21 protein-coding genes are annotated in these 24,957 nt (G+C 39.2%); 18 read left to right on the top strand and 3 right to left on the bottom strand.

Annotation, left to right across the window (positions count from 1 at the left end):
* The first annotated feature begins 53 nt into the window (after positions 1-53).
* From alaS to LPB68_RS06165, 10 genes are all read left to right on the top strand, one after another.
* Positions 54-2,687, top strand: a complete 2,634-nt coding sequence (gene alaS, locus LPB68_RS06210; RefSeq protein ID WP_068659184.1) for an alanine--tRNA ligase — start codon at positions 54-56, stop codon at positions 2,685-2,687.
* A gap of 151 nt (positions 2,688-2,838) precedes the next feature.
* Entirely contained in the window at positions 2,839-3,099 is a 261-nt protein-coding gene (locus tag LPB68_RS06205) for an IreB family regulatory phosphoprotein (protein WP_068659186.1), read from the top strand.
* Between the two features lie 9 nt (positions 3,100-3,108).
* Positions 3,109-3,525, top strand: a complete 417-nt coding sequence (ruvX, locus tag LPB68_RS06200; protein ID WP_068659188.1) for a Holliday junction resolvase RuvX — start codon at positions 3,109-3,111, stop codon at positions 3,523-3,525.
* Between the two features lie 11 nt (positions 3,526-3,536).
* The gene (locus LPB68_RS06195; protein WP_068659190.1) at positions 3,537-3,842 is read left to right on the top strand and encodes a DUF1292 domain-containing protein; all 306 of its coding nucleotides are present in this window, start codon (positions 3,537-3,539) and stop codon (positions 3,840-3,842) included.
* Positions 3,843-3,846: 4 nt separating this feature from the next.
* Positions 3,847-4,158 carry a DUF1292 domain-containing protein gene (locus LPB68_RS06190; protein WP_068659192.1) on the top strand — a complete coding sequence of 104 codons (312 nt, stop codon included), beginning with the start codon at positions 3,847-3,849 and terminating at the stop codon, positions 4,156-4,158.
* Between the two features lie 105 nt (positions 4,159-4,263).
* A complete protein-coding gene (gene mltG / locus LPB68_RS06185; protein ID WP_068659194.1) occupies positions 4,264-5,301 on the top strand; it encodes an endolytic transglycosylase MltG in 1,038 nt (345 codons plus the stop codon).
* Positions 5,302-5,315: 14 nt separating this feature from the next.
* Positions 5,316-6,248, top strand: a complete 933-nt coding sequence (locus LPB68_RS06180) for a peptidase U32 family protein (protein ID WP_068659196.1) — start codon at positions 5,316-5,318, stop codon at positions 6,246-6,248.
* A gap of 29 nt (positions 6,249-6,277) precedes the next feature.
* Complete coding sequence (locus tag LPB68_RS06175) at positions 6,278-7,537, top strand: peptidase U32 family protein (RefSeq protein WP_068659198.1); 1,260 nt, start codon at positions 6,278-6,280, stop codon at positions 7,535-7,537.
* 195 nt (positions 7,538-7,732) lie between these two features.
* Positions 7,733-9,892 carry a methyl-accepting chemotaxis protein gene (locus LPB68_RS06170; RefSeq protein ID WP_068659200.1) on the top strand — a complete coding sequence of 720 codons (2,160 nt, stop codon included), beginning with the start codon at positions 7,733-7,735 and terminating at the stop codon, positions 9,890-9,892.
* Between the two features lie 135 nt (positions 9,893-10,027).
* The gene (locus LPB68_RS06165; RefSeq protein ID WP_068659202.1) at positions 10,028-11,827 is read left to right on the top strand and encodes a peptidoglycan D,D-transpeptidase FtsI family protein; all 1,800 of its coding nucleotides are present in this window, start codon (positions 10,028-10,030) and stop codon (positions 11,825-11,827) included.
* On the opposite strand, the gene LPB68_RS06160 is transcribed toward LPB68_RS06165, so the two are convergent.
* The gene (locus LPB68_RS06160) at positions 11,773-12,933 is read right to left on the bottom strand and encodes an AI-2E family transporter (RefSeq protein WP_068659203.1); all 1,161 of its coding nucleotides are present in this window, start codon (positions 12,931-12,933) and stop codon (positions 11,773-11,775) included. The genes LPB68_RS06165 and LPB68_RS06160 overlap by 55 nt on opposite strands.
* Positions 12,934-13,105: 172 nt before the next feature.
* On the opposite strand from LPB68_RS06160, the gene LPB68_RS06155 reads away from it, so the two are divergent.
* Positions 13,106-14,476, top strand: a complete 1,371-nt coding sequence (locus tag LPB68_RS06155) for a polysaccharide deacetylase family protein (protein WP_068659205.1) — start codon at positions 13,106-13,108, stop codon at positions 14,474-14,476.
* 146 nt (positions 14,477-14,622) lie between these two features.
* Here LPB68_RS06155 and ilvD read toward each other — a convergent pair whose 3' ends face one another.
* Entirely contained in the window at positions 14,623-16,308 is a 1,686-nt protein-coding gene (gene ilvD / locus LPB68_RS06150; protein ID WP_068659207.1) for a dihydroxy-acid dehydratase, read from the bottom strand.
* A gap of 330 nt (positions 16,309-16,638) precedes the next feature.
* On the opposite strand from ilvD, the gene LPB68_RS06145 reads away from it, so the two are divergent.
* Both LPB68_RS06145 and LPB68_RS06140 read left to right on the top strand, forming a co-directional pair.
* A complete protein-coding gene (locus tag LPB68_RS06145) occupies positions 16,639-17,304 on the top strand; it encodes a bifunctional 2-keto-4-hydroxyglutarate aldolase/2-keto-3-deoxy-6-phosphogluconate aldolase (protein WP_068659209.1) in 666 nt (221 codons plus the stop codon).
* A gap of 50 nt (positions 17,305-17,354) precedes the next feature.
* A complete protein-coding gene (locus tag LPB68_RS06140; protein ID WP_068659211.1) occupies positions 17,355-18,092 on the top strand; it encodes an NAD-dependent protein deacylase in 738 nt (245 codons plus the stop codon).
* 84 nt (positions 18,093-18,176) lie between these two features.
* Here LPB68_RS06140 and LPB68_RS06135 read toward each other — a convergent pair whose 3' ends face one another.
* The gene (locus tag LPB68_RS06135; protein ID WP_068659213.1) at positions 18,177-19,040 is read right to left on the bottom strand and encodes an AraC family transcriptional regulator; all 864 of its coding nucleotides are present in this window, start codon (positions 19,038-19,040) and stop codon (positions 18,177-18,179) included.
* Positions 19,041-19,211: 171 nt separating this feature from the next.
* Here LPB68_RS06135 and LPB68_RS06130 point away from each other — a divergent pair, with 171 nt between their 5' ends.
* From LPB68_RS06130 to LPB68_RS06110, 5 genes are all read left to right on the top strand, one after another.
* Positions 19,212-20,390 carry a galactokinase gene (locus tag LPB68_RS06130; protein WP_068659215.1) on the top strand — a complete coding sequence of 393 codons (1,179 nt, stop codon included), beginning with the start codon at positions 19,212-19,214 and terminating at the stop codon, positions 20,388-20,390.
* A gap of 1 nt (position 20,391) precedes the next feature.
* Complete coding sequence (gene galE, locus LPB68_RS06125) at positions 20,392-21,378, top strand: UDP-glucose 4-epimerase GalE (RefSeq protein ID WP_068659217.1); 987 nt, start codon at positions 20,392-20,394, stop codon at positions 21,376-21,378.
* Between the two features lie 11 nt (positions 21,379-21,389).
* A complete protein-coding gene (locus tag LPB68_RS06120) occupies positions 21,390-22,979 on the top strand; it encodes a UDP-glucose--hexose-1-phosphate uridylyltransferase (protein ID WP_418303819.1) in 1,590 nt (529 codons plus the stop codon).
* Between the two features lie 113 nt (positions 22,980-23,092).
* Positions 23,093-24,256 (top strand): iron-containing alcohol dehydrogenase, encoded by a 1,164-nt coding sequence (locus LPB68_RS06115; RefSeq protein WP_068659220.1) that lies wholly within the window; start codon positions 23,093-23,095, stop codon positions 24,254-24,256.
* A gap of 163 nt (positions 24,257-24,419) precedes the next feature.
* Positions 24,420-24,956, top strand: coding sequence for an NfeD family membrane protein (locus LPB68_RS06110; RefSeq protein ID WP_068659223.1), 537 nt, complete (start codon positions 24,420-24,422; stop codon positions 24,954-24,956).
* Position 24,957: the final 1 nt, after the last annotated feature.

The following is a 24,957-nucleotide window of genomic DNA, read 5'->3' as shown; positions in this document are numbered from 1 at the left end:
TTTTGTGTTTATAGGTATGAATTTGCTAGATCTATATAATGGAGGCGTAAAATATGAAAGCAAGTGAGATACGTTCGAAATGGTTAGAGTTTTTCGCAGAGAAAGGGCATAAGATTGAGCCGAGTGCTCCATTAGTCCCACATAATGATCCATCCCTATTATGGATTAACGCAGGTATGGCACCACTGAAATCATATTTTGATGGACGGGAGAAACCGGAAAATCCGCGGATTGCTAATTCACAGAAATGTATACGTACCAATGACATCGAGAATGTCGGTAAAACCCGTAGACATCATACATTTTTTGAAATGTTAGGTAACTTCTCCATTGGTGACTATTTCAAGGAAGAAGTGATTACGTGGGCATGGGAATTTCTAACCGATAAGAAATGGATCGGGTTCGACCCACAACGGTTATCTGTGACGGTATATCCCGAGGATGAAGAAGCATATAAACTATGGCATGAGAAGATCGGCTTGACTGAGGCTCAGATTGTGAAGTTGGAAGATAATTTCTGGGATATTGGGGAAGGTCCATGTGGTCCTTGTACAGAAATTTTCTATGACCGTGGTGAGGCTTATGGAAGTGATATGTCGGATCCTGAAATGTTTCCTGGCGGTGAGAATGAACGGTATTTAGAAGTATGGAATTTGGTATTCTCACAATTTAACCACAATAAAGATGGTAGCTATACGCCACTTCCTAATAAAAATATCGATACAGGTGCAGGATTAGAACGGTTTGCTTCAATCCTTCAGGATGTAGATTCAAATTTTGATACTGATTTATTTCAGCCTATCATTCAAGAAACAGCAGCTTTAGCCAAAGTGAAATACAACGATAGTGTAGAACATGACATAGCTTTAAAAGTTATCGCTGATCACGTTCGCACTGTTTCATTTGCTGTTGCGGATGGGGTGCTTCCTTCGAATGAAGGTCGTGGTTATGTTATTCGCCGTCTACTTCGCCGTGCTGTCCGTTATGGAAAGGTATTAGGTCTTGATAAACCATTCCTATATACATTAACGAAAACCGTTGGAGATATCATGGGTATTTATTATCCTGAGGTTGTTGAAAAACGCGAATTTATCGAAAAGGTTATCTTCACCGAAGAGGAACGCTTCCATGAGACGTTATCTGATGGACTATCTATTCTAGAAGAAATCAGTATTCAAGCGAAGAAAGAAGGAAAAACTGCTATAAGCGGTGCGGATGCTTTCAAACTTTATGACACGTATGGCTTCCCGTTTGATCTGACAGAAGATTATGCTATTGAGCATGGATTAAGTGTGGATCGCGAAGGCTTCGATACAGCAATGCAAGAACAACGTACACGCGCTCGTGCTGCAAGGCATGATGGGGGTAGCATGCAGGTTCAAGGGGGAATCCTTGGAGATATAACAATAAAAAGTGAATTTGTTGGATATAATAGCACCGTATCAGAGTCTAAAATCTTGGCTATCCTTGTTAATGATGCTTTGGTAGACTGTGTGCAAGCTGGAGATTCATGTCAGGTAATACTTGATAGAACACCATTCTATGCAGAGAGTGGGGGACAAGTAAGCGATCAGGGATTGCTGATAGGAGAACATGGTACTGCCAAGGTTGAAGGGATGTTTAAGGCACCATTAGGTCAACCTGTACATCGTGTTCTTGTTGATAATGGAGAATTGAAAGTTGGAGAAATGTTTAAAGCGGAAGTTAATCGTGAACAACGTTCTGACATAGTGAAGAACCATACGGCAACTCATTTACTGCATAAGGCTTTAAAGGAAGTATTAGGTTATCATGTTAACCAAGCAGGTTCATTGGTTGATGCTCAACGTCTACGGTTTGACTTCTCGCATTTCGGTAGCATATCGGAAGAAGAACTTATTGATATTGAACGTCGCGTTAACGAACAAATTTGGAACGGCATAGATGTAAATATTGAGTATAAAACAATAGATGAAGCGAAGGCTTCGGGTGCGATGGCTCTATTCGGTGAAAAATATGGTGATATTGTTAGAGTTGTACAAGTTGGAGAATATAGTCTAGAACTCTGCGGTGGTTGTCATGTAAGTAATACTTCACAAATCGGAATGTTGAAATTAGTTAGTGAAAGTGGAATTGGATCAGGTGTTAGACGGATAGAAGCTGTTACAGGCCGGTTGGCTTATCAGTATATGGAAGGGCAGCTAGACATACTGAAACAATCTGCAGAATTACTGAAATCCAATCTTCAAGATGTACCGAAACGTATTGATGCAATCCACACTCAGCTTAAAGAATTAAGTAGGGAGAATGAATCACTACAAAGTAAGCTTAGTATGATTGAGGCAGGGGAACTTAGTGACCAAGTAGTTTCAGTGAATGGTGTTGATCTATTAGCCGCTCGTGTAAATAGTGGCAGTATGGATGGGCTACGTTCTCTTGCGGATGAATTGAAGGGTAAACTTCCAAATGCGATAATTGTGTTAGGAGCAACGATGGAGGATAAAGTGAATTTTGTTGTTGCTGTTCCACAGAATTTAGTGAAGGCTGGATTCCACGCAGGCAAACTTGTCAAAGAGATTGCTTCTGTCTGTGGTGGTGGCGGAGGTGGCCGTCCAGATATGGCACAAGCTGGGGGCAAGGATGTTAGTAAATTGGATGAAGCTATGAAATTGGCTCATGAACTGGTAATACAGAGTTCGAATAACTAAAATCCTAGTCATACTTAAAAATTCGGTTTTTTTTCACCTATAGATTTCCATACACCATAATGAATATGTTATGATAGTGGAAGATACAAATATTCAAAATGTTGTTTGCTAGAATATTCCTAGACATGTTATAAAGAAGCGAGGTGTTGTGATGGATTCTATGGATAAGACAGTCAAATTCAATGTTAATGGTGATGAGTTGGAAGCATCTTCGAAGGAGATTCTTCTAACGGTATACGATGCACTGGTAGAGAAGGAATATCATCCAATTAACCAGATCGTTGGGTACCTTTTATCCGGAGACCCTGCGTATATACCGCGTCATAACAATGCTAGGAGCCTGGTGAGAAAGAAAGAACGAGATGAATTGATTGAAGAATTGGTTCGGTTTTATTTAGCCAATCACCGTTAGGAGAACTGGATGAGAATCATGGGGTTGGATTATGGGGATCGCAGGATTGGAGTGTCTGTCAGCGATATGTTTGGTTGGACTGCTCAGGGGCTTGAAGTTATAGAACGGCGTCGTGAAAATATCGAATTTGAGCGAATTGCTGAGATTGTCCGTGAGTATGACATTGCTGAGATTGTCGTTGGTTTACCCAAAAATATGGATGGGACTGTTGGTTTTCGAGGTGATATTTGTATAGAATTCGCAGATAAATTGAAGGAACTTACCAAATTACCTATACATTTATGGGATGAAAGGTTAACGACAGTATCCGCAGAACGAACGTTAATTGAAGGCAATGTTAGTCGAAAGAAGCGTAAACAGGTCGTTGATAAGATGGCAGCCAGTTTGATTTTGCAAAACTATTTGGATTCTAAGAGTATAAGGTGAGGGTGATATAAATGGCTAATGACAAAATTAATAATGAAGAAGAACCAGAAATAATCTATATTCCTGATGATGAAGGGAATGAAGAGGAATTCGAAGTTATTATGAAATTCGAAGTTGATGGTTCTGATGCAAAGTATATGATGGTTGTACCTATGGATTCTGAAGATGAAGAGACGGATGAAGTATATGCATTCCGTTATGAGGAAGATGAAGTAGGGGACGATATCAAGTTATATATGATTGATAATGACGAGGAATGGGCAATCGTTGAAGAGACCTTTAATACGCTTGTAGCTGAACTTGACGGGGGCGAATAGAACGATGAGTGAATTCTCTAATCATCAGGCTAACTGGAGTAATCGATTAAAGGAGACTTTCGGTCCGACAGTAGAGTTGGAAGATGAAGATGGAACAACCTCCGTATATGATCTGACAGCCGAATTTGTTGTTGGTGATGAAAGCTATGCTGTTTTGCTGAATGTTGATGAAGACAGTGATGAATATGATATTCTTAAAATCGTAACTTCTGCAGAAGGCAAATTAGAGCTTGTTACCATTGATGATGATGAGGAATGGGAGAACATCGCTGAGCTTTATGATGAAATGACTTTCCCACATGATACCGATATCTAGGAACATCTACAATAACGTATTCTAATATGAAGTGCCAGGAGGGTGGATTAGTCCACTCTTTTTGGCTGTGAAGGGACTGGGGAATTATTGAAGGCTAGAACTAAAATGTTTGGAATTATATGTATTCTATTAGTTTTAGTAATGGGTGTGTCTGCGATGGTAATTTGGAACAGTCTACAACCAGTTGAGAACTCAGACGAAATTGTTGAATTTACGATCGAAAGTGGAATGGGTACTACCCAAATTGCAAAATTATTACAAGAGAAAGCTTTAATAAAGAATGATATAATATTTATTGCTTATTTGAAATATAAAGATCAGGGAAGTCGATTTCAAGCTGGAACCTATAGGATTACACCAGGAACGAACAACGATGAATTAATAGCTATGTTCAATAATGGTGATGTTGTTAAAGAAGATATGATTCGATTTACTATACCTGAAGGATTTACCGTTGAACAATTGATTAATAAGTTAGAAGAAGAGGGAATTGTGGATGGTGAAGTGATGTTAAAGCTTCTAGACGATCCTTCAACTGCTGACGCTGCTTTAGTTGATACCATTCCATCCGGTTCAGATGCAGAATTAAAACATGTGTTAGAAGGCTATCTTTTTCCAGAAACTTATGAATTGAAAAAAGGTGTTACAGAAGAAGAAATTATAAAGACGATGACAGCTCAATTACTAAAAGAAATAAATACTATCGAAAACTTTGAGCAAAAGCTGAAGGACCGGGATTTAACATTACATGAACTACTCACCATAGCTTCGCTTGTAGAACGTGAGGTTGTTGTAGATCATGAACGATCACTCGTTGCGGGTGTGATTTATAACCGTTTGAACGAAGGCCAAAAGCTAGAGATTGATGCCACAGTTCAATACGCTTTGGATCAACCGAAGGAAAGATTATTTTATAAGGATCTAGAGATTGAGAGCCCATATAACACATATTTAGTTGAAGGCCTTCCACCTGGTCCTATAAGTAATCCTAGCTTGGCTTCAATTGAAGCAGCACTTCAACCGGAATCTACTGAATATTTCTACTATGTAACCAAGAAGGACGGATCACAAGAACATTTATTCGGCAAAACCTATAAAGAGCATTTGAAGAATATCGAGAAAAGTAAGAGTACGACACAATAAAAGAGGTGCAACTTATGGTTAATAGACCAGAGCTTATGGTAACTGCGGGTTCATTACAAGAAATTACGCCATTGATTAACGCAGGTGCCGATGCTTTTTTAATAGGAAATGATACTTTTGGGACGAGACTTGCGGGTAGTTTCACGCTAGATGAGATACGTGAAGCTGTAAAAATAGCACATGCTCATGATGCAAAAGTATATGTGAGTCTCCACAGTATAATAACGAATGATATCATAGACTCCCTTCCTGATTACGTGAAGGAATTAGCAGAAGCTGGTGTAGATGCAGTTGAGTTTAATGATCCTGCTGTGCTATTTGCTGTCAAATCTAATGCACCAACACTGAAGCTTCATTGGAATGCAGAGATGACCACAACCAATTATGCAACAGCGAACTATTGGGGTCGAAGAGGTGCTACTCGAGCAATATTCGCCAGAGAACTTAATATGGATGAAGTAACAGGAATGAAAGGTCATTTAGAAGTGGAGTCACAAGTTCAGGTCCATGGAATGACGAATATTTACCACTCTAAGCGCAGCTTAGTAGGAAATTATATGTTGCATCAAGGTAGACCTGTTGACGATGGTAGCCTGGGTAAAGAACGTGGGTTATTCCTTACAGAAGAAGATCGCCCTGGTGAAAAGTATCCGATCTACGAGGATCTCAACGGAACACATATTATGAGTTCAGATGATATTTGTATCTTGGAGGATTTGCATTTGCTTATAGAAGCGGGTGTGAATAGCTTTAAAATTGAAGGTATTTTAAAATCTTTGGCATATAATGAAGCCGTTGTTAGTTCATATAAACGTGTGATCGATGATTATTTAGCAGACGAAGCAAATTATAAATTTAAAGAAGAATATGTGGACAATATTCGCAAACTACAAGACCCAGAACGAGAATTAACATTTGGGTTCTACTATAAAGAACAAGTATATTGATTACAGTCATATGTGAGGTGGTTCAGAAAATGGAAGTAAAGACTCAACCAAGATATAGAGGTAAACGAAATCGTCTAGATAGACCGGAGCTATTAGCACCTGCAGGTAACTTAGAAAAGCTGAAATTTGCAGTCCATTATGGAGCTGATGCAGTCTATATTGGTGGGCAAAAGTATGGCTTACGTTCAAATGCAGACAATTTTAGTTTTGATGAAATGCGTGAAGGTGTAGAATTCGCGCAAAAATATGGAGCTAAGGTGTTTGTTGCTACCAATATATATGCACATAACGAAGATTTAGAGGGTATTGAAGAATATTTGCTCAAGCTTCATGAAGTTGGAATTTCGGCCATTATTACTGCGGACCCAGCTATTATTGAAGTTGCACAGCGTGCAGTTCCAGAAATAGAAGTACATTTAAGTACGCAGCAGTCTACTGTGAATTGGCAAGCGGTGAAGTTCTGGAAAGAAGAGGGACTACCTAGAGTTGTATTAGGACGCGAAGTCAGTCTGAAGGAAATTGCTGAGATTAAAGAGCATGTAAATATTGAGATAGAAGCATTCATACATGGTGCTATGTGTTCGTCTTATTCGGGGCGTTGTGTACTTTCAAATCATTTCACGGATCGAGATTCTAACCGCGGAGGTTGCTGTCAGTCATGTCGATGGAGTTATGATTTGTTCGAAGAAAATGATACACAACTTCCGATGTATCAACCTGAAGATAATGCCTTCTCAATGGGATCTAAAGATTTATGCATGTTAGATAGTATCCCTGAACTTATTGAAGTGGGTATTGATAGTTTCAAGGTTGAAGGACGAATGAAATCTTTGCATTATGTCGCTACTGTGGTAAATGCATATCGTCAAGCCATTGATTCTTATATGGAAGATCCAGAACATTATGTACTGAAGCCTGAATGGGTTGATGAGATAAATAAAGCTGCGAATCGCCCATTAAATTCTGGGTTTTTCCATGATACTCCGGATCATGAAGATCATATTTATGAACCTGAAGAAAAAGCTGCTCCGTATGATTTTGCTGGATTGGTACTCGACTATAATGCAGAGAACGGTACGGCAGTGATACAACAGCGTAATTATTTCAAACCAGGGCAACAAATAGAGTTCTTTGGACCGGGTGGAAGATTCTTCAAGCAAGTGGTAGATAAGATTTGGGATGAGAATGGTAAAGAGCTGGATGCAGCTAGACATCCACTGCAAAATGTTGTTATAAAGGTTGACCAACCTGTAAGTTACTATGATATGATGCGATGCAAGAAACTATAATATGTATTTTAAATGATCTGACGATGAATTTATCGTCAGACTTTTTTGTTATTTTCGACAAAAACTGCTATTTCCACAATAACTTTATTTAATAAAAAGGAGTATCAAAGATTTTGTCGAATAGATATGTATTACTAATATAACGCTTACATTTTTATGAAACGTTATACATAACTTACTGGCAGGTGAATGTACATGAAGAAGAAAGAGAAACAAGTTCAGAATTCTCTTGAGGAAATAAAGAAGATGGGGGGGAAAGTAAAGGATAAGTTTAAAAGGGATAAAAAACCAAAGGAAAACAATAATGATAATAATATATTGAATCAATTCAAGAAATTTAATCCGTCGAAATCTGTAGGAGTTAAGCTATTTCTAATTTTTTTCACTGCAATTGTAGCTTTTGTTTTACTCGTAGGGATTATGTCTTATGTTAAAGCAAAAAATACTATTGAAAATACAGCAGCTAACGCTAATAAGCAAACCATTATTCAAACTTCAGAAAAAATCGATATTATTCTTGGTCAATTTGAAGATATTGCAATGCAATTATTCTTTGATTCAGAAATGCAGACATTAGTAGAAGCTCTATCTGAACCTGGCAAGACAGACTATGAGATATTTGAAATAACGAATGGGATTAATGATAAATTGAACAATCAAGTGAATGCCAATAGTTCAATTAAGGGGCTATTCGTCGTTCCGCCGGACCCTGAGATGAGAGCAATCACAAGTGGGAGCGTTTCTACGGATGTTGAAACGGTACGTTCAGAGACTTGGTTTAGTGAACTACAGGATAAGAATAAATCTACATGGCTTCCTACAGAAGTAGCTGCTGATGGCACGAAGCACTTTAGGTTAGCACGTTCACTTAAAAGTTTAACGGGTGTGACGAAGCCATTTGTTATCGTCATTGAATTTAAACCGGATGTACTAGAAGAGCAACTGAGAGGAATTGACCTGGGTAACGGCAGTAAGTTAGAAATGGATACGACCGATGGTCAGATTGTTGCTTCTAGTGTGAATGATGTGGCTGGCTCGAAAACAGACTTTAACTTTATAATCGATGCGGCAGAGATCTCAGGAGATCTGAATGATACAGATGAATCAGGCACTGAATTCCTGGTTGTGCATAACACGATTGAAACAACGGGTTGGAAATTGATAGGTGCACTCCCTACATCTGAATTGGTAAAGGATGCTCAAGGCATTCTAACCTTTACAATATGGGCAGCAATAGGTGTTGCAATTATTGCAGTTCTAATCGGATTATTGCTAGTTCGAATGATTGCTAAGCCACTTGTTAATCTGAAGGATCTTATGATTGAAGGATCAAAAGGAAATCTTCTAGTTCGCTCCAAACATAAATCTAACGATGAAATCGGAGAACTAGCAGGTAGTTTCAATATGATGATGGAACATATCACTAATCTAGTGAACCAGACGAATAATACGGCTCAGGATGTTCTTGATACGGCTCTTGAATTATCAGATGCTTCTAATAAAACGGCACTTTCTGCACGTGAAATCGCTGTTGCTACGGAAGAAATCGCGAATGGAGCTAGCAGTCTCGCAACAGAGGCAGAACGTGGTAATGAGTTGACAGATCATATTTCACAACAAATGCAAACGGTAATTACTTCAAATGATGAAATGGGTAGAGCTGCTCGTGATGTAGAAAATTCCAGTGAGTTAGGTACGAAGCAATTAAGTGACCTACTGAATAAAACACAACAGACAGAGGATATGACGCGTTCACTAATGAAGAAAGTGGATGGTCTGAAAGAAACTACAATGTCAGTTAATAAGGTACTAGAAGTGTTGCAAAACATTACGAAACAGACGAATATTCTATCTCTTAATGCTACTATCGAAGCCGCACGTGCAGGATCAGCTGGTAAAGGATTTATGGTGGTAGCTGATGAAATACGTCAATTAGCAGATCAGTCAAGACAGTCTATTGCTATGGTGGGTCAAATTACAGATCAAATCATGGGTGAGATGAATGAAACGGTAGATGCTCTTTCTGAGGCATATCCATTATTTCAGCAACAAATGACAGCTGTAAAAGATACTAATGAAATTTTCGTCTCAGTTCAAGGGCAAATGGGTGACTTCATTCAACGTTTGGATTCGGTAACGCAGTCCATTGAAGGACTGAATCAGACACAAACCACTTTGTCTGATGCGATGTCCAATGTCAGTGCAGTTGCTGAAGAATCTTCGGCAACCTCGGAAGAAGTTGCTTCACTTAGCAATGAACAACAAAGTATCGGTAATCAATTGGTGCAACTATCCAGTAAATTGGAGAATGTATCGAAAGAACTTAAAGAAGCATTATCAAGATTTACTGTTTAGGACCTAATGTAAGTATATAAAGTGGGTTGTCTCATAAGTCATTACGATGACTTAGGACAACCCACTTTTTTATATTTGGTCTGAAAATTATTGATCAGGACATAATAATTGAAAAACTATGGAAGAGGAACAGCGATGATCTCTCAACAAAAGAAAAGAATCTTTTACAGTTTAATGCTAATAACAGCTTGCATTGCGATTCTAGTATTTCGTTTGGCATATATCCAGTTTTTTATGCGTACTATGCAATTACCTAATAGCAATCATACGCTCCAGGAGATGTCTATGCTTCAAAGGGAACGAGCAATTGTGTTAGATTCAGGTCGAGGGACGATTACAGACCGTCATGGGGAGTCATTAACAGGTGAAACGATTCCAGCAGTCGTGTTGTTCCCTATAAATAGGGACTCCATCAAGAGAGAAGCGGTAGATTCAAAAATTACGAAGATCGCAGAATCTTTAGGGATAGACATTCAATCTTTTCATGAATTATGGCAAAATCTCCAAGAGCCTATGTTCTTGCTTAAGGTGAATGAAAAAACTCCAATTTCTCTTACATTAGCACAAGCTAATCTAATTACTGATCTAAATGTGAATGGAATTAAAGTACTGCCATATCGAAAGAGGTATAGAGGTACTCCCTCAGGAATGCAATGGTTGGGTTACTTATCACAACAACCCAAAATTGCCAACTCTAGTGATTTGGGAGTAATAAAGAAATATGGAGCATCAGGTTTAGAGAAGACATTAGAACCATTATTAAAAGGTGTTGGACCAACAGTTGCATATTATACGGTTGATAGCAGGAGTAATGTATTATCCGATATTGGAGTTCATGTAAAGGCGCCTAATAATTCATATTATCCATTACGATTGACAACGACGATTGATAAGCAAATTCAGCAACAAATTGAGAGACTGACAGAACAATCAGGAATGAAACGAGGGGCGGTCGTTGTACTAGACACAAATAACGCAGATATTGTTGCTATGGTATCTGCTCCTTTCTATAATCCAATGGCTATTGATCCAGAACAAGGGGAATGGAATAACAAAGCATTACAAGCTGCGATTCCAGGATCTATCTTCAAAACGGTTATTGCAGCAGCCGCATTGGAGGCAGGGGTAACATCACCTAATGAGGAATTTCATTGTAATGGTCATTACGGAAGATATGGATTGTCCTGTTGGAAGGATGGAGGCCATGGGAAATTAACATTGGAACAAGCATATGCGAAATCTTGTAATGTAGTATTTGCAACGTTAGCAGAGAGACTGAACTCAGACCAAATAACACGTACTGCGCGAGCCTTGGGAGTCGGTAGAAGAATCGGATGGAAAGATCATGATGTCCTAGGATATTCTTCACTAATACCATTAGATCATGAAGAGACGGGGGAGATTTTCGCCTCTTCTACAACAATGGATGGAGGTGTGAGAGCTCAGACGGGGATTGGACAAAGAGATGTAACGATGACACCATTACAAGCAGCTAATATGGTGGTAACCTTACTTCATGGAGGTCAAGTTCAAACACCACGGATATTAGAAAGGATCTCGTATCATAATGGACAAGTTATGCAAATATTGAAACCGCATGCTTATCCGAAAACATTCAACAGTATTCAACCTGCTACAGCAAAGCTACTCTGTGTATGGATGAGAAGAGTGGTTACAGATGGTACTGGCCAAGCCTTGTCTAGAGCTAAGTGGACACTAGCTGGCAAATCTGGAACAGCACAAGTTATATTGAAAGGAAGTCCTAAGAATAATCAGTGGTTTATAGGATATGGACCTGTTGAACAACCGAAATACGCTGTCGCCGTATTGTTCCAGAATGTTGATCCTGATGTGAACAACAAGGCGACAGCATTATTTGGTCAAATTATGGGTGTATTATCTTCTGTCGATGGTGTATCTGCGACTGCAGGTTGACTCATGTCAAAAGGGGATACTTCGAATTCTTCCTGGGGAAGTCTAATCCAGCGTTGGAGGAATCCTTGTTGTAGTAGCTCTTTGATTAGAATAAGAAGTATTGGTGAGAGAATTAAACCAGCAATTCCGAATAGAGATAGTGATATGAACATACAAGAGAGCATTAAGAACGCTGAAGTTACACCAATTGAATTTCCGGCAATTTTCGGCTCCAACAACTGACGTGTGACTAAAACAATAATGAGAAGTACACTTAGACCGATGGCAAGACCAACCTTACCCACAACAAATAAATAGATAATCCACGGTATGAAGATTACGGGTACCCCGACAAGAGGTAGAATATCAAGAAGTGCACAGATTAGTGCTAGGGTTAGCGAATTTCCAGTATTTAATATTAAGAATCCGATATATAAAATAACGAAAGAAATAATGACCATGATTAACTGGGCTTTTAGATATGAACCGATAGATATAAATACATTTTCTTTTAGAAAAGTAAAAGCATTCTTGATCGTCTTAGGTGATTTCTCTCGTGCAATTCGTCGCCAATTATCTATTTCAGAACTCAGAAAAAAGGCTAAAATAATAGCGATACCAAAATTTCCTAGGAAAGATGAGAAGGAACTGAATATTGAAACGAGATACTTAAATGAATTGACCATAAAGTTGGAAGCGAAATCAGTTAATAACGCAAAATACTCATTTAATTTTTCCAGGATGCCCGGGGGTAGCAGGTCAAGTTTGGTATGTAAATATCCCATGGAATGTGTGAATTCTCTTTGAATCATTAAGGTGTAATAAGGTAAGTTATCTTGAAGATTTGAAATTTGCGAGATGACGATGAGTCCAGCTCCTAATAAGATGCCAAGAATCACGAGTATAAACAATAGGACAGATATAGCAGATGACAATGTTTTATTTAGTCCTTTTTTATGTAGAAATCTAGCTAATGGTTCGATCATTAAAAAAATAATGAAAGATAAAAACACAGGTGCAGCAAGTTGATATAACTTACTGAAAATAAACATGGTTAGAAAAATGGTAAGAGCGATTAGAGCAATATCAAAGATTGTACGCCAATATTTTTTATATAGTGGTAGCATTAAGTAATTTCATCTCCTTTTTGAATATGATATTACATAATCCATATCTGTGTACATGTTTATTAAAAATATGCCTAATTGATTTAGAATTATGGTAAAATAAGAGATAGTGATTTTTGCTTATATTTCCGAATAGCTGAACAAAGTCAATCAGAAAAAGAAGGTGAATGTTATGCAGACTTTGTTGCTTTGGTTATTTTATATTTCAATCTTCTACGCATTTATTCCAGGTATAATTACTCGTATATTTGGGTTTAGAGCATTTCAGAAGGGGAAAAGTGAAAGAGATTACTCGTTAACTTTTGATGATGGACCTGATCCACGTTATACACCCCAACTTTTAGATTTACTCAAGCGATATAATGCGAAAGCGACCTTTTTTGTAGTAGGGAGTCATGCTGAACAAAATCCCGATTTATTAAAGAGGATACATGAAGAAGGACATCTTATTGGAATTCATAACTATAAACATAAGTCGAATTGGGTTATGCAACCGCGAACTGTACGTAAACAAATTAGAATGACGGCTGAGATCATTTTTTCAATAACGGGCGAGAGAACAACCTATTATCGTCCACCATGGGGAATTGTAAATATGTTTGATTTCTATAAACTTGATCAATATAAAATAGTATTATGGTCATCTATGTTCGGAGATTGGCGGGAGAAGACTGGTGCAGATAAATTAACAGAGCGAATGTTGAACAAACTTGTACCTGGAGAAGTTATGCTACTACATGATTGCGGATCAACCATGGGTGCTGATCCTGATGCTCCTAAACAAATGCTTATCGCATTAGAACGAGTTCTGCAAGAAGCAAATCGTCGTCAAATGCAAAGTATTCGAATTGACGAGATGATTCAATCTAATGACAATGTAATAGAAAAGAAACAATCAATTGCCAAGAATGTAGTTGTTAAGGCGTGGTTACTATGGGAAGTAGTGTTTCATTTCATATTCCGACTCAAGACCGTAACTCCAGTAGATCCATTTCTTCATTATCGGCTTCGGCCCTATAAAGGTAAACCAGTAACTTTAGACAATGGCTCAATATTAGAGAATGGATCATCCATCATTGAACTGCATTTTGATAATCAGAAGTTATTCCATATAGGTATGAATTCTCGTTCAGAAGTACATCTAGCGATTCAAATGATTCGATCTATGGAGAAAGAATTACCGGCATTAGCCTATCAGCTTATGGACAATCCGGAATTCAGGAATGCTAAGGCACTTTATGGGGTGAGTATGATCAACCGTGGACCGGAGAAATTCGGATTTAGTATACGGGATTTACCGAATGGTTGGTTTGCTAAATCGACGAATGTATATTTGAAAATTCTGATGAGCATTATACATCCAGCAGGAAAGGGACGATTGAAGGAATCCCCTAGTAAGTTGGTACCGAAAATGATCATTATGCCTGTGGATTATCTAAATGAGCATTTCTCGGTGAGTGGCTCTCATCGTAAGAGTAATTTAGAAATAGTACCCCAAGATATTCCTGTTGAAAGTCCTGAATTAGCCAATGTTACACACTGATTAAAATTCATGTATCGACTAGGACCTTGTCTTATAATGTTATATGATTTCATAATTAATATAAAAAGGGAGTACCTCTAGCGTAGAATATTCTACAAAAGAGGCACTCCCTTTATCAAAATATAAAAAAAGTAAAAGTTCAATGATTAGATTTTAAGTACAGCACCGGAACTTGCATTCGTTACCAGTTTGGAGTAACGAGCAAGAAGTCCTGTTTTCACTTTAGGTTCGAAACCTTTCCAATTTGCACGACGGCGTTCAAATTCTGCATCATCAACTTCAAGTTGAATGGTGCGATTGTTAAGGTCTAACTCAATGATATCACCATCTTCAACGAAGGCGATAGGACCACCTTCAGCAGCTTCAGGAGAAATATGTCCAATACTTATTCCACGAGAGGCACCTGAGAAGCGACCATCGGTGATAAGACCAACTTTGGCACCAAGTCCCATACCGACGATTTGAGAAGTAGGTGCAAGCATTTCTGGCATTCCTGGACCACCCTTAGGTCCCTCATAACGAATGACAACAACATGACCTTCTTTTACTTTACCATTGGCAATTCCGTATAGTGCTTCATCTTGAGAATCGAAGCAGATAGCAGGACCCTTATGATACCCACCTACCGAAGCATCAACAGCACCTACTTTAATAATGGATCCACCTGGAGCCAGATTACCGAAAAGAACAGCTAGTCCACCGCGTTCGGAGTGTGGATTGTCAAGAGGATGGATGACATTCTCATCTATGATCTCGCAACCCTCAACATTCTCGCGTAGTGTTTTAGCAGATACCGAAATACAGTCTCCGTTAAAAGCACCTGGTTTCTTCAGAAGTTCATGAATAATAGCACTCACACCACCAGCATTATGAAGATCTTCAATATGCCAGTCTGAAGCAGGAGCAAGTTTAGCTAAATGAGGCACACGGTTAGCGACTTCATTTATTCGTTCAATTGGGTAATCAATACCAGCTTCGTGAGCCAACGCTAGGGTATGCAATACGGTATTGGTAGAACCACCCATGGCCATATCTAGTGCGAAGGCATTATCAATTGCATCCAAAGTTACGATATCTCTAGGCTTAATATCAAGCTTGATTAATTCCATCAATTGTGTGGCAGACTGTCTAACGAAATCCTTCCGTTCCTCAGCAACTGCAAGAATGGTTCCATTACCTGGTAGGGCAAGTCCAAGTCCTTCAGCAAGGCAGTTCATGGAGTTGGCTGTGAACATACCGGAACATGATCCACAAGTAGGACAACCAAATTGTTCTAGTTCTAGCAAACCTTCATCGGATAAAGTACCAGCTTGGTGAGCACCAACTCCTTCAAATACAGAAGTAAGGGAAATGGAGCGACCGGTACTGTCTTTACCAGCTTTCATAGGTCCACCACTAACGAAGATGGTTGGGATATTCACGCGAAGCGCACCCATCATCATACCTGGTGTGATTTTGTCACAGTTCGGGATACAAACCATACCATCGAACCAGTGTGCTGCAACAACCGTTTCTACTGAATCGGCGATAATATCACGACTCGGTAGTGAGTAGCGCATACCGATATGCCCCATAGCAATCCCATCATCTACACCAATGGTATTAAATTCAAAAGGAACACCTCCGGCTTCACGGATCGCTTCCTTAACGATCTTGCCGAATTCTTGAAGGTGGATATGTCCTGGAACGATGTCAAGATAAGAGTTACACACTGCGATAAAAGGTTTACCGAAATCTTCTTCCTTCACGCCTGCTGCACGTAATAAACTACGGTGAGGTGCACGGTCAAAGCCCTTCTTTATCATGTCTGAACGCATTTTTTTTGGACGCATGATGTCTAATTCCCCCAATTTCTTTCTATTATTATTCATCGCTTTAACACGGTTTCCCAACAGAGTGAATATATAAATGCTTATACATGAGTCTATCATAAAATAGTTGCTTTTTCTAGCAGATGTCAAGCCCAAAACATAACACCGTCTCTAAGGATATACTTAGGCCGTGTCTAATTAATCAGAGGAAATCGATGGATTCGACTAATAGATGGTTGTACTGTAGTTGCTGAAGGATTGACAAGTTGATGGCATCCGTTCGACAATAAGAATAGAAATAATATGAACAGGTCATAATCTATGCAAACGATTACAAAGGAGTGGCTTATTGTGAGAAAAATTCAATTGATTACAAAAATCACCGATTGTGGTGTAGTTGCAGTATTACGTGGAAATTCTACAGATCAAGTAGTAGAAATGGCCGAACAAGCGATTGCAGGCGGAATTAAGGTGATTGAAGTGACACTGACTGTCCCTGGGGCATTACATGCGATTGAGAAATTGAGCAGAGTCTACCATTGGAATGCGACCGATCCTGCCAAATTTGCAATTATCGGTGCTGGAACAGTATTGGAGCCGCAGACAGCGCGTTCTGCCATGCTTGTGGGTGCTGAATTCGTAGTATCGCCATCCCTAAATCAAGAAACGGTAAAAATATGTAATTTGTATCGTATTCCTATCATTCCTGGGCTGATGACTGTAGCTGAAGTGCAACTAGCATTGGAGCTTGGTGTGGATATCATGAAATTGTTCCCAGGTAATCTATTTGATCCTTCTATTATAAAAACATTGAAAGGTCCAATGCCTCAGGCAAACTTTATGCCTTCAGGTGGTGTATCGCTCTCAAATCTCGGAGAATGGATTAAATCAGGTGCTGTTGCGGTGAGTATTGGTTCAGATCTTACAGCAGAAGCGACCAGAACGGGTGATATGAGTCAAGTACGCCACAGAGCAGAACAGTATATGGAAGCATTCGATTTGGCAAAAGCGAAATAATAGCAATTATTTTGTTAACATTCGTTAATGAACGTAGGAGGTGAATGAGAATGCAAAAGGTAAATACGTTGGTCTCATGGATTCAAGAAAGTAGTAAGATTGTATTCTTTGGAGGAGCGGGAACGTCAACAGAAAGTGGAATTCCCGATTTTCGTTCTGCAGCAGGGTTATATCAAAGTGAACAGCATTCTCCTTATCCTCCTGAAGTCATGCTCAGTCATCATTTCTTTATAGAACATCCTGAAGTATTCTATGATTTCTACCGTAGTAAGATGATACATGAGCATGCTAAACCTAATGCTTGCCATAATGTACTGGCTGATCTCGAGAAACGAGGGAAGTTAAAGGCTATTGTTACACAAAATATTGATGGATTACATCAAAAAGCTGGAAGCACTAAGGTTCTAGAATTACATGGATCAATTCACCGTAATTATTGTATGGGATGTTCCTACTACTATGGGTTAGAAGTCATTATTGGTAGCGAAGATATAGTACCACGTTGTTCCTCATGTGGCGCTGTGATTAAGCCTGATGTCGTTCTATATGAAGAATCATTGGATCAACAAATACTTTATCAATCTATGGATGCCATCTCATCAGCTGATTTACTCATCATTGGTGGAACATCATTAACTGTGCAGCCAGCAGCACATCTAATTTCTTATTTCAAAGGAAGTCGAACCGTTCTTCTGAATATCGAACCTACAATATACGATCATCAAGCTGATTTACTGATTACAGATCCAATTGGTGAAGTGATGGAAAAGATGAGTCAATTGATATAGCTAAAAAGCCTGCTCATCCTCTTTATAGGAAGTGAGCAGGCTTTCATATGATATAAAAGTCAATCATGATTTCTAACTTGTATCTTAAAGATGTGATCCAGTTTGATTACGATAAGCGCTTGGCGATAGATTACAGAATCTTCTGAATTGCCGTGAGAAATAGAGTGCATCAGTCAGTCCAACGGATGAGGCAATCTGCTCAATGGAGAGTTCAGGGCGTTCACGTAGTAGTTGACGTGACTTATCAATCCGCAGTTTCAATAAATAAGTGATAGGAGAAAGACCTGTTTCTTTCTTGAAAATTCGGGAGAGGTATGCCCGATTGTACCCAAGGCTATCACACATTTGCTCAATGGATACAGGATGGGCAAATTGGGTAGACATGTAGAGTATCATCTGTTTAACGGTTCGCTGTACTTGGGACTTTGTTCCGGTAAGACGTGTTTGGCTAGATAAATTATCTTGAGCTTCAGCGAGAATGAGATACAGATGACCCAATGAAACCATATGGGCACTTTCCTTTTTGGAATAAAAGGCTTCTTGCATACTTGCAATTGACATTGGGATGATGGATTGCTTCTTCGTGGAGGTGAACACCGAATGATTGGATACAAACCCGGATGCTTCTACACGTTGTTGTGCTTCTTGCCCAATAAAAGCGGTCCAACGGTAGCGCCAGGGATGCTCATCATCAGAGACATAGCTGACTAATTGACCAGGATGAATGAGAAAACATGATCCTTCACTTAGTTCAAAGGTATGCTGCTCAGTTCTAAATAAACCATGTCCACTTTCTATATAGTGTAGTAAATAGTAATCATATATTTTTGGGCCTAGTGCATGTAAGGGTTCCGTCTGGCTTTCACCTGCAAAAAGAACATGAAGTGAGTTACCATCATGAGAGACGGGATTGGCAGATACAGCATATGAGTACTGCAGTGACATCAGGTTGTTATTCCTCTCTACGTTCAGATTTTAATTAGGTTTAATATCGTATTATTATAGTTGAAAAGGTCACATTTATCCATATTAAGCACACATGATTGCATTATCAGAATGAACTATATCTTTTATACTAAGTGTAAGTCAAAACGATATTGAAAGGATTGGTGATGAATAGTGAGTTTAGATCAATTGAAAGAAACGTTTATTGCTAAAAATGGAGAAAGTAAATATCCAGTACGAATATTTAATGCACCAGGTCGAGTGAATCTGATTGGTGAACATATTGATTATAATGGTGGTTATGTTCTGCCAGCTGCCCTTGAATTCGGGACAACACTTATCGTCCGTGAAAGAGATGATCACAAGATTCATCTAGCTTCAGGTAATATTCCATTTGAGGCGACATTAGATCTTGATGGTTTAGGGGATAAGAAGAGTGGTGAATGGATCGATTATCCGATCGGTGTGTTCGTGGAATTAAGCAAGATGGGGTGCAAATTTACGCAAGGATATGATTTGTACTTTTATGGAGAAATCCCTAATGGTGCAGGACTATCATCTTCAGCATCCATTGAAGTAGTGACAGCGTACGCGCTCTTGTCATTGGCAGGTAAGGAAACAGATACGATAGAAATTGCACGTCTGTCACAAAGAGTTGAGAATCAGTACGTTGGTGTGAATTCCGGTATTATGGATCAATTTGCGGTAGCAAATGGTAAACAAGATCATGCAATTCTACTGATGTGCGACACATTGGAGTATAAACATGTTCCTTTCCGTACGGGTTCATACAAGCTTGTTATTGGGAATACGAATAAACGTAGAGGTCTTGTAGATTCTGCATATAATGAGCGTCGCTCGCAATGTGAAGAAGCATTGGACATTCTGAAGAAGGAAATTCCAACATTAGAATATCTAGCACATCTCAAACCAGATCAATTCGAAACCGTTAAAGATCATATTCAAGATGATATCGTCAGACGTCGGGCTCAACATGTTATCGAAGAGAACCAACGTGTGCTAGATTCAGTAGAAGCTCTTAGTAGTAATGATCTTAAGACTTTCGGACAATACATGAATCAATCCCATGAATCCCTTCGAGATTTGTATGAGGTTAGTTGTAAAGAGTTAGATGTGATGGTTGAAGAAGCACGCAAGATACCAGGTACATTGGGTTCGCGTATGACAGGCGCTGGATTTGGTGGTTGTACTGTATCATTAGTCCATGAGGATTCTGTTGATCAATTCGTGCAACAGGTAGGTGAACGGTATAGAGCTGCTGCGGGTATTAAGGGCGAGTTCTATGTGTGCGGTGTCGGCGACGGAGTGAAAGAACTTAAGGGGGATAACTAATATGGCCATTCTAGTAACAGGTGGAGCAGGGTATATCGGTTCTCACACTGTGGCGGCATTACTTGATCTTGGGGAAGAAGTCGTAGTAATTGACAATCTACAGACGGGTCATCGTGAGGCATTGCTTGGAGGTAAACTTTATGAAGGTGACTTAAGAGATAAGGAGCTCCTTACCAAGTTATTCAGCGAGAATAAGATCGATGCGGTGATCCATTTCGCGGCCAATTCTCTTGTTGGAGAAAGTATGAAGAACCCTACTAAATATTATGATAATAATGTCTTTGGTACGTTATGCTTACTTGAAGCGATGGATGCAGCGAATGTGCGTAAGATTGTGTTCTCATCTACTGCGGCTACTTATGGTGAACCAGAGAAAGTGCCTATTATGGAAGGTGATCGCACAGAACCAACTAATGTATATGGTGAGACAAAACTCATGATGGAACGTATGATGTCATGGTTCGATAAAGTACTAGGCATTAAATATGTAGCATTACGCTATTTCAATGCAGCCGGTGCACATGAGAGTGGACGTATTGGTGAAGATCATCGTCCAGAGAGTCATCTGATTCCACTAGTACTACAAGCCGCCCTGAAACAACGGGACAATATTGCTATGTTTGGTGAAGACTATCCGACACCTGATGGCACTTGTGTACGTGATTACATCCATGTGAGTGATCTAGCAGATGCCCATTACCGTGCCGTATCCTATTTGCGAAGTGGACAAGAGAGTAACGTATTTAATCTAGGGAATGGACAAGGATTCTCTGTCAAAGATGTCATTGAAACGGCGAAAAAGGTAACTGGACTTGAAATTCCCGTAGTGGTACAGGAACGTCGTGCAGGAGATCCTGCCATATTAGTAGCTTCTTCGGAAAAAGCGCGTACCGTTCTAGGATGGAAGCCAGCATATGATCAGCTTGAGACCATTATACAAAGTGCTTGGAGCTGGCATCAATCCCATCCACAAGGGTATGGAGAATAAGGGGGATGAACATGAGTAACACAACTAGAACTCCTGAACAGAATAAAGCTCTATATGCCATTGAGACCATTGTATGTTTTGCATTAGAGCATAGTCTAATTAAACAAGAGGATGTAGATTATAGTCGGAATATTCTGATGGAACTCTTCCAATTCAGCGAACCATTCTTAGATCGAGTAGATTATAAACATGAGGAAAGTCCACAAGCTATAATTGATGTGTTGATTGATTATGGATATCAAATTGGGTTAATTCCTGAGAATAGTGATACTTATCGAGATTTATTAGATGCTAAAATCATGGGATTCCTAATGGCTCGTCCTTCAGACGTGATTGCAGAATTTGAGACCATTTCAGAAGAACATGGGATTGCAGCTGCAACGGATTTCTTTTACAAATTAAGTATCGATTCTAACTATATTCGTATGGATCGTGTAGCTAAAAATGTATATTGGAAGCAAGAAACAGCCTATGGCGATATTGAGATGACGATTAATCTTTCAAAACCTGAGAAGAATCCGAAAGAGATCGCTATGGCGAAGCTTCTTCCACCACCTATCTATCCAAAATGCCAATTGTGTAGGGAGAATGTTGGATATGCCGGTCGGATTAATCATCCGGCCCGTCAGAATCTAAGAATCATTCCGTTGGAGATGAACGAAGAACCATGGTACTTTCAATACTCTCCATATGTATATTACAATGAGCATTGCATTGTGTTTCACCGTGATCATGTCCCTATGAAACTAACAAAGGATACATTGCGAAGACTACTGTCATTCGTTGATGTTGTGCCACATTATTTCATAGGATCGAATGCAGATCTACCTATCGTTGGCGGGTCAATTCTGACACATGATCATTTCCAAGGAGGACGTCACACGTTCCCGATTCAGAATGCACCGAAAGAACTGATATTCACGCATAAAGATTATCCTGGAGTAACCGTGAGTATTGTAAAGTGGCCAATGTCCGTACTTCGAATTACTTCACAAGATAGTGAGGTTTTGCTCGAAAGTGCCAACAATATCTATGAAATTTGGCAGCAATATAGTGATGTTGAAGCTGATGTCCTAGCCTTTACAAAGGATGAATCTGGTGAGAATGTTCGACATAACACCGTTACTCCAATCGTGCATCGTACAGAAGATGGTGCCTATGAAATGGATCTGGTGCTACGTAACAATCGTACGAATGAACAATTCCCAGATGGAATATTCCATCCGCATTCGGAGATGCATCATATTAAGAAGGAAAATATCGGCTTGATTGAAGTTATGGGATTGGCAATATTACCAGGAAGATTGAAGAATGAATTAGACTTGGTTGCTCATATTCTCAGTGGTGATGATAGATTGCATTCTGCGTCTATTGCCGGAGAGGTTCCAGAGTTAACTCAACATCTGGATTGGATTAAAGAACTTATAGATGAACATGGTAATCAATTTAGTAAAGATGAAGCTGTCCAATTAGTCCAACATGAGGTTGGGGATAAATTTGTTGAGATACTAGGTCACGCAGGTGTCTATAAGAGAACAGAGGTAGGGCAGCAAGCCTTCGTACGATTCTTGGAACATATGGGATATAACATACAAGCTTAAGCATATAATTTCAGTAATGAACCGTTCTTCCTAAATATGGAGGGGCGGTTTGTTGCGTATTGGGGAATAGTTTATACTATAGACCAGTAATGATTATAGGAGGCGAGATATTGATGATAGCATTTGAATTTAATAATCCTACTAAGCTTATATTCGGAAGAGGAAAGCTAACTGCACTCAAAACGGAGATCCCTAAATACGGAAATAAGGTATTATTCCTGTATGGTGGCGGAAGTATTAAGCGTAGTGGTCTTTATGACAATGTAATTGCATTGTTGAATGAAATTGGAGTTGAGGTAACTGAACAAGGTGGAGTAGAACCTAATCCACGGTTATCGACAGTTCATAAAGGTGTAGATCTATGTAAAACAAAAGGTATTGAATTAATTCTTGCTGTAGGTGGCGGAAGCGTCATCGATTGTGCTAAGGCAATTGCTGTAGGAGCGAAATATGATGGGGACATGTGGGATTTCCTAGAGCGTAAAGCTAGCCCACAGGACGCTCTTCCATTAGGAACAGTATTGACGATGGCTGCAACAGGCTCGGAAATGAATGGTGGCTCTGTCATAACGAATGAAGAGACACAAGAGAAAATGGGTTGGGGTAGTCCATATGCTTATCCGGCATTCTCCATTCTTGATCCAGTACATACATTTTCACTACCGAAAGATCAGACTGTATATGGGGTAGTAGACATTATGTCTCATGTATTGGAGCATTACTTCCATCCTGAGGATCATACGCCTGTTCAAGATGGATTCTGTGAGACGATTCTTCGAACAGTAATTGACACAGCTCCGAAACTTATAAACGATCTTGAGAATTATGAGTTACGTGCAACAATTATGTATTGCGGTACGATGGCTTTGAATGGTGTTATAAATATGGGGATGTCTGGAGACTGGGGAACACATAATATTGAACATGCCGTATCTGCTGTTTATGATATTCCACACGGTGGAGGATTAGCTATTCTGTTCCCACATTGGATGAAACATAACCAACATGTGGATGTAGATCGTTTCAAACGACTTGCTACACATGTGTTTGATATTGATCCATCTGGTAAAAGTGATGAACAGATTTGTGCAGAAGGAATTGAAGCTTTACGGACATTCTGGAATTCGATTGGCGCACCAAATCGTTTAGCCGATTATGATATTGATGATAGTAAGATCGATATTATGGCTGAAAAAGCTGTACGCTTTGGTCCTTTCGGTAATTTCAGTAAATTAGAAAAAGCGGATGTTATTAAGATATACAATATGTCGCTATAAGTACAAGAGAGTAATATTGATTGGTTAAAGAGTGTAAATGTGTAGTTGTCATGACTATTCATATACACTCTTTATTTGAATTTCAGGAAATATTTGAAACAAATGGGTAGGTTACTGCGTATAAGCAAGTAGTGACATACGAATCATGTCAGGAGGATGAATGATGGAGGCGCTTTATTTAGGTTGTCTGGTAGGGGGGGTGTTATTTGCCTTAGTCACTGTAGTACTTGGTGATCTACTCAGTACAGCGCTTGATGGGATACTTGACTTCTTGTCTCTAGATATTCTGAAGCCGACTGTCGTTGCAAGTGCTATCACCGTATTCGGTGGAGCGGGTATATTGCTGACACGTTACACGGAGTTGAATTTAGTACCTAATCTTATTATATCTATTGTAGTCGCAATATTTATCGCAGTTCTCGTATATTTCTTTTATGTTAAGCCAATGGAGAATAGTGAGAACTCAACGGGTTATTCCATCCATGATCTGGTTGGGAAAATTGGTGAGATCACAATTCCACTACCTGCAATTGGTTATGGTGAAGTAATGGTAAAGATTGGAGCAACGAATGTATTACATATCGCATCAAGTTTTGAACAACATGAAATACCAGTTGGAACGCGTGTAGTTATTGTAGAAGAAGCAGATGGTGTATTACGCGTTACTGAATTTGATAATACTAGAGGAGATGAAGTTTAGT

This window comes from Paenibacillus crassostreae, from assembly GCF_001857945.1.
Lineage (GTDB): Bacteria > Bacillota > Bacilli > Paenibacillales > Paenibacillaceae > Paenibacillus_AQ > Paenibacillus_AQ crassostreae.
This window is presented reverse-complemented; position numbering and strand designations above follow the sequence as displayed.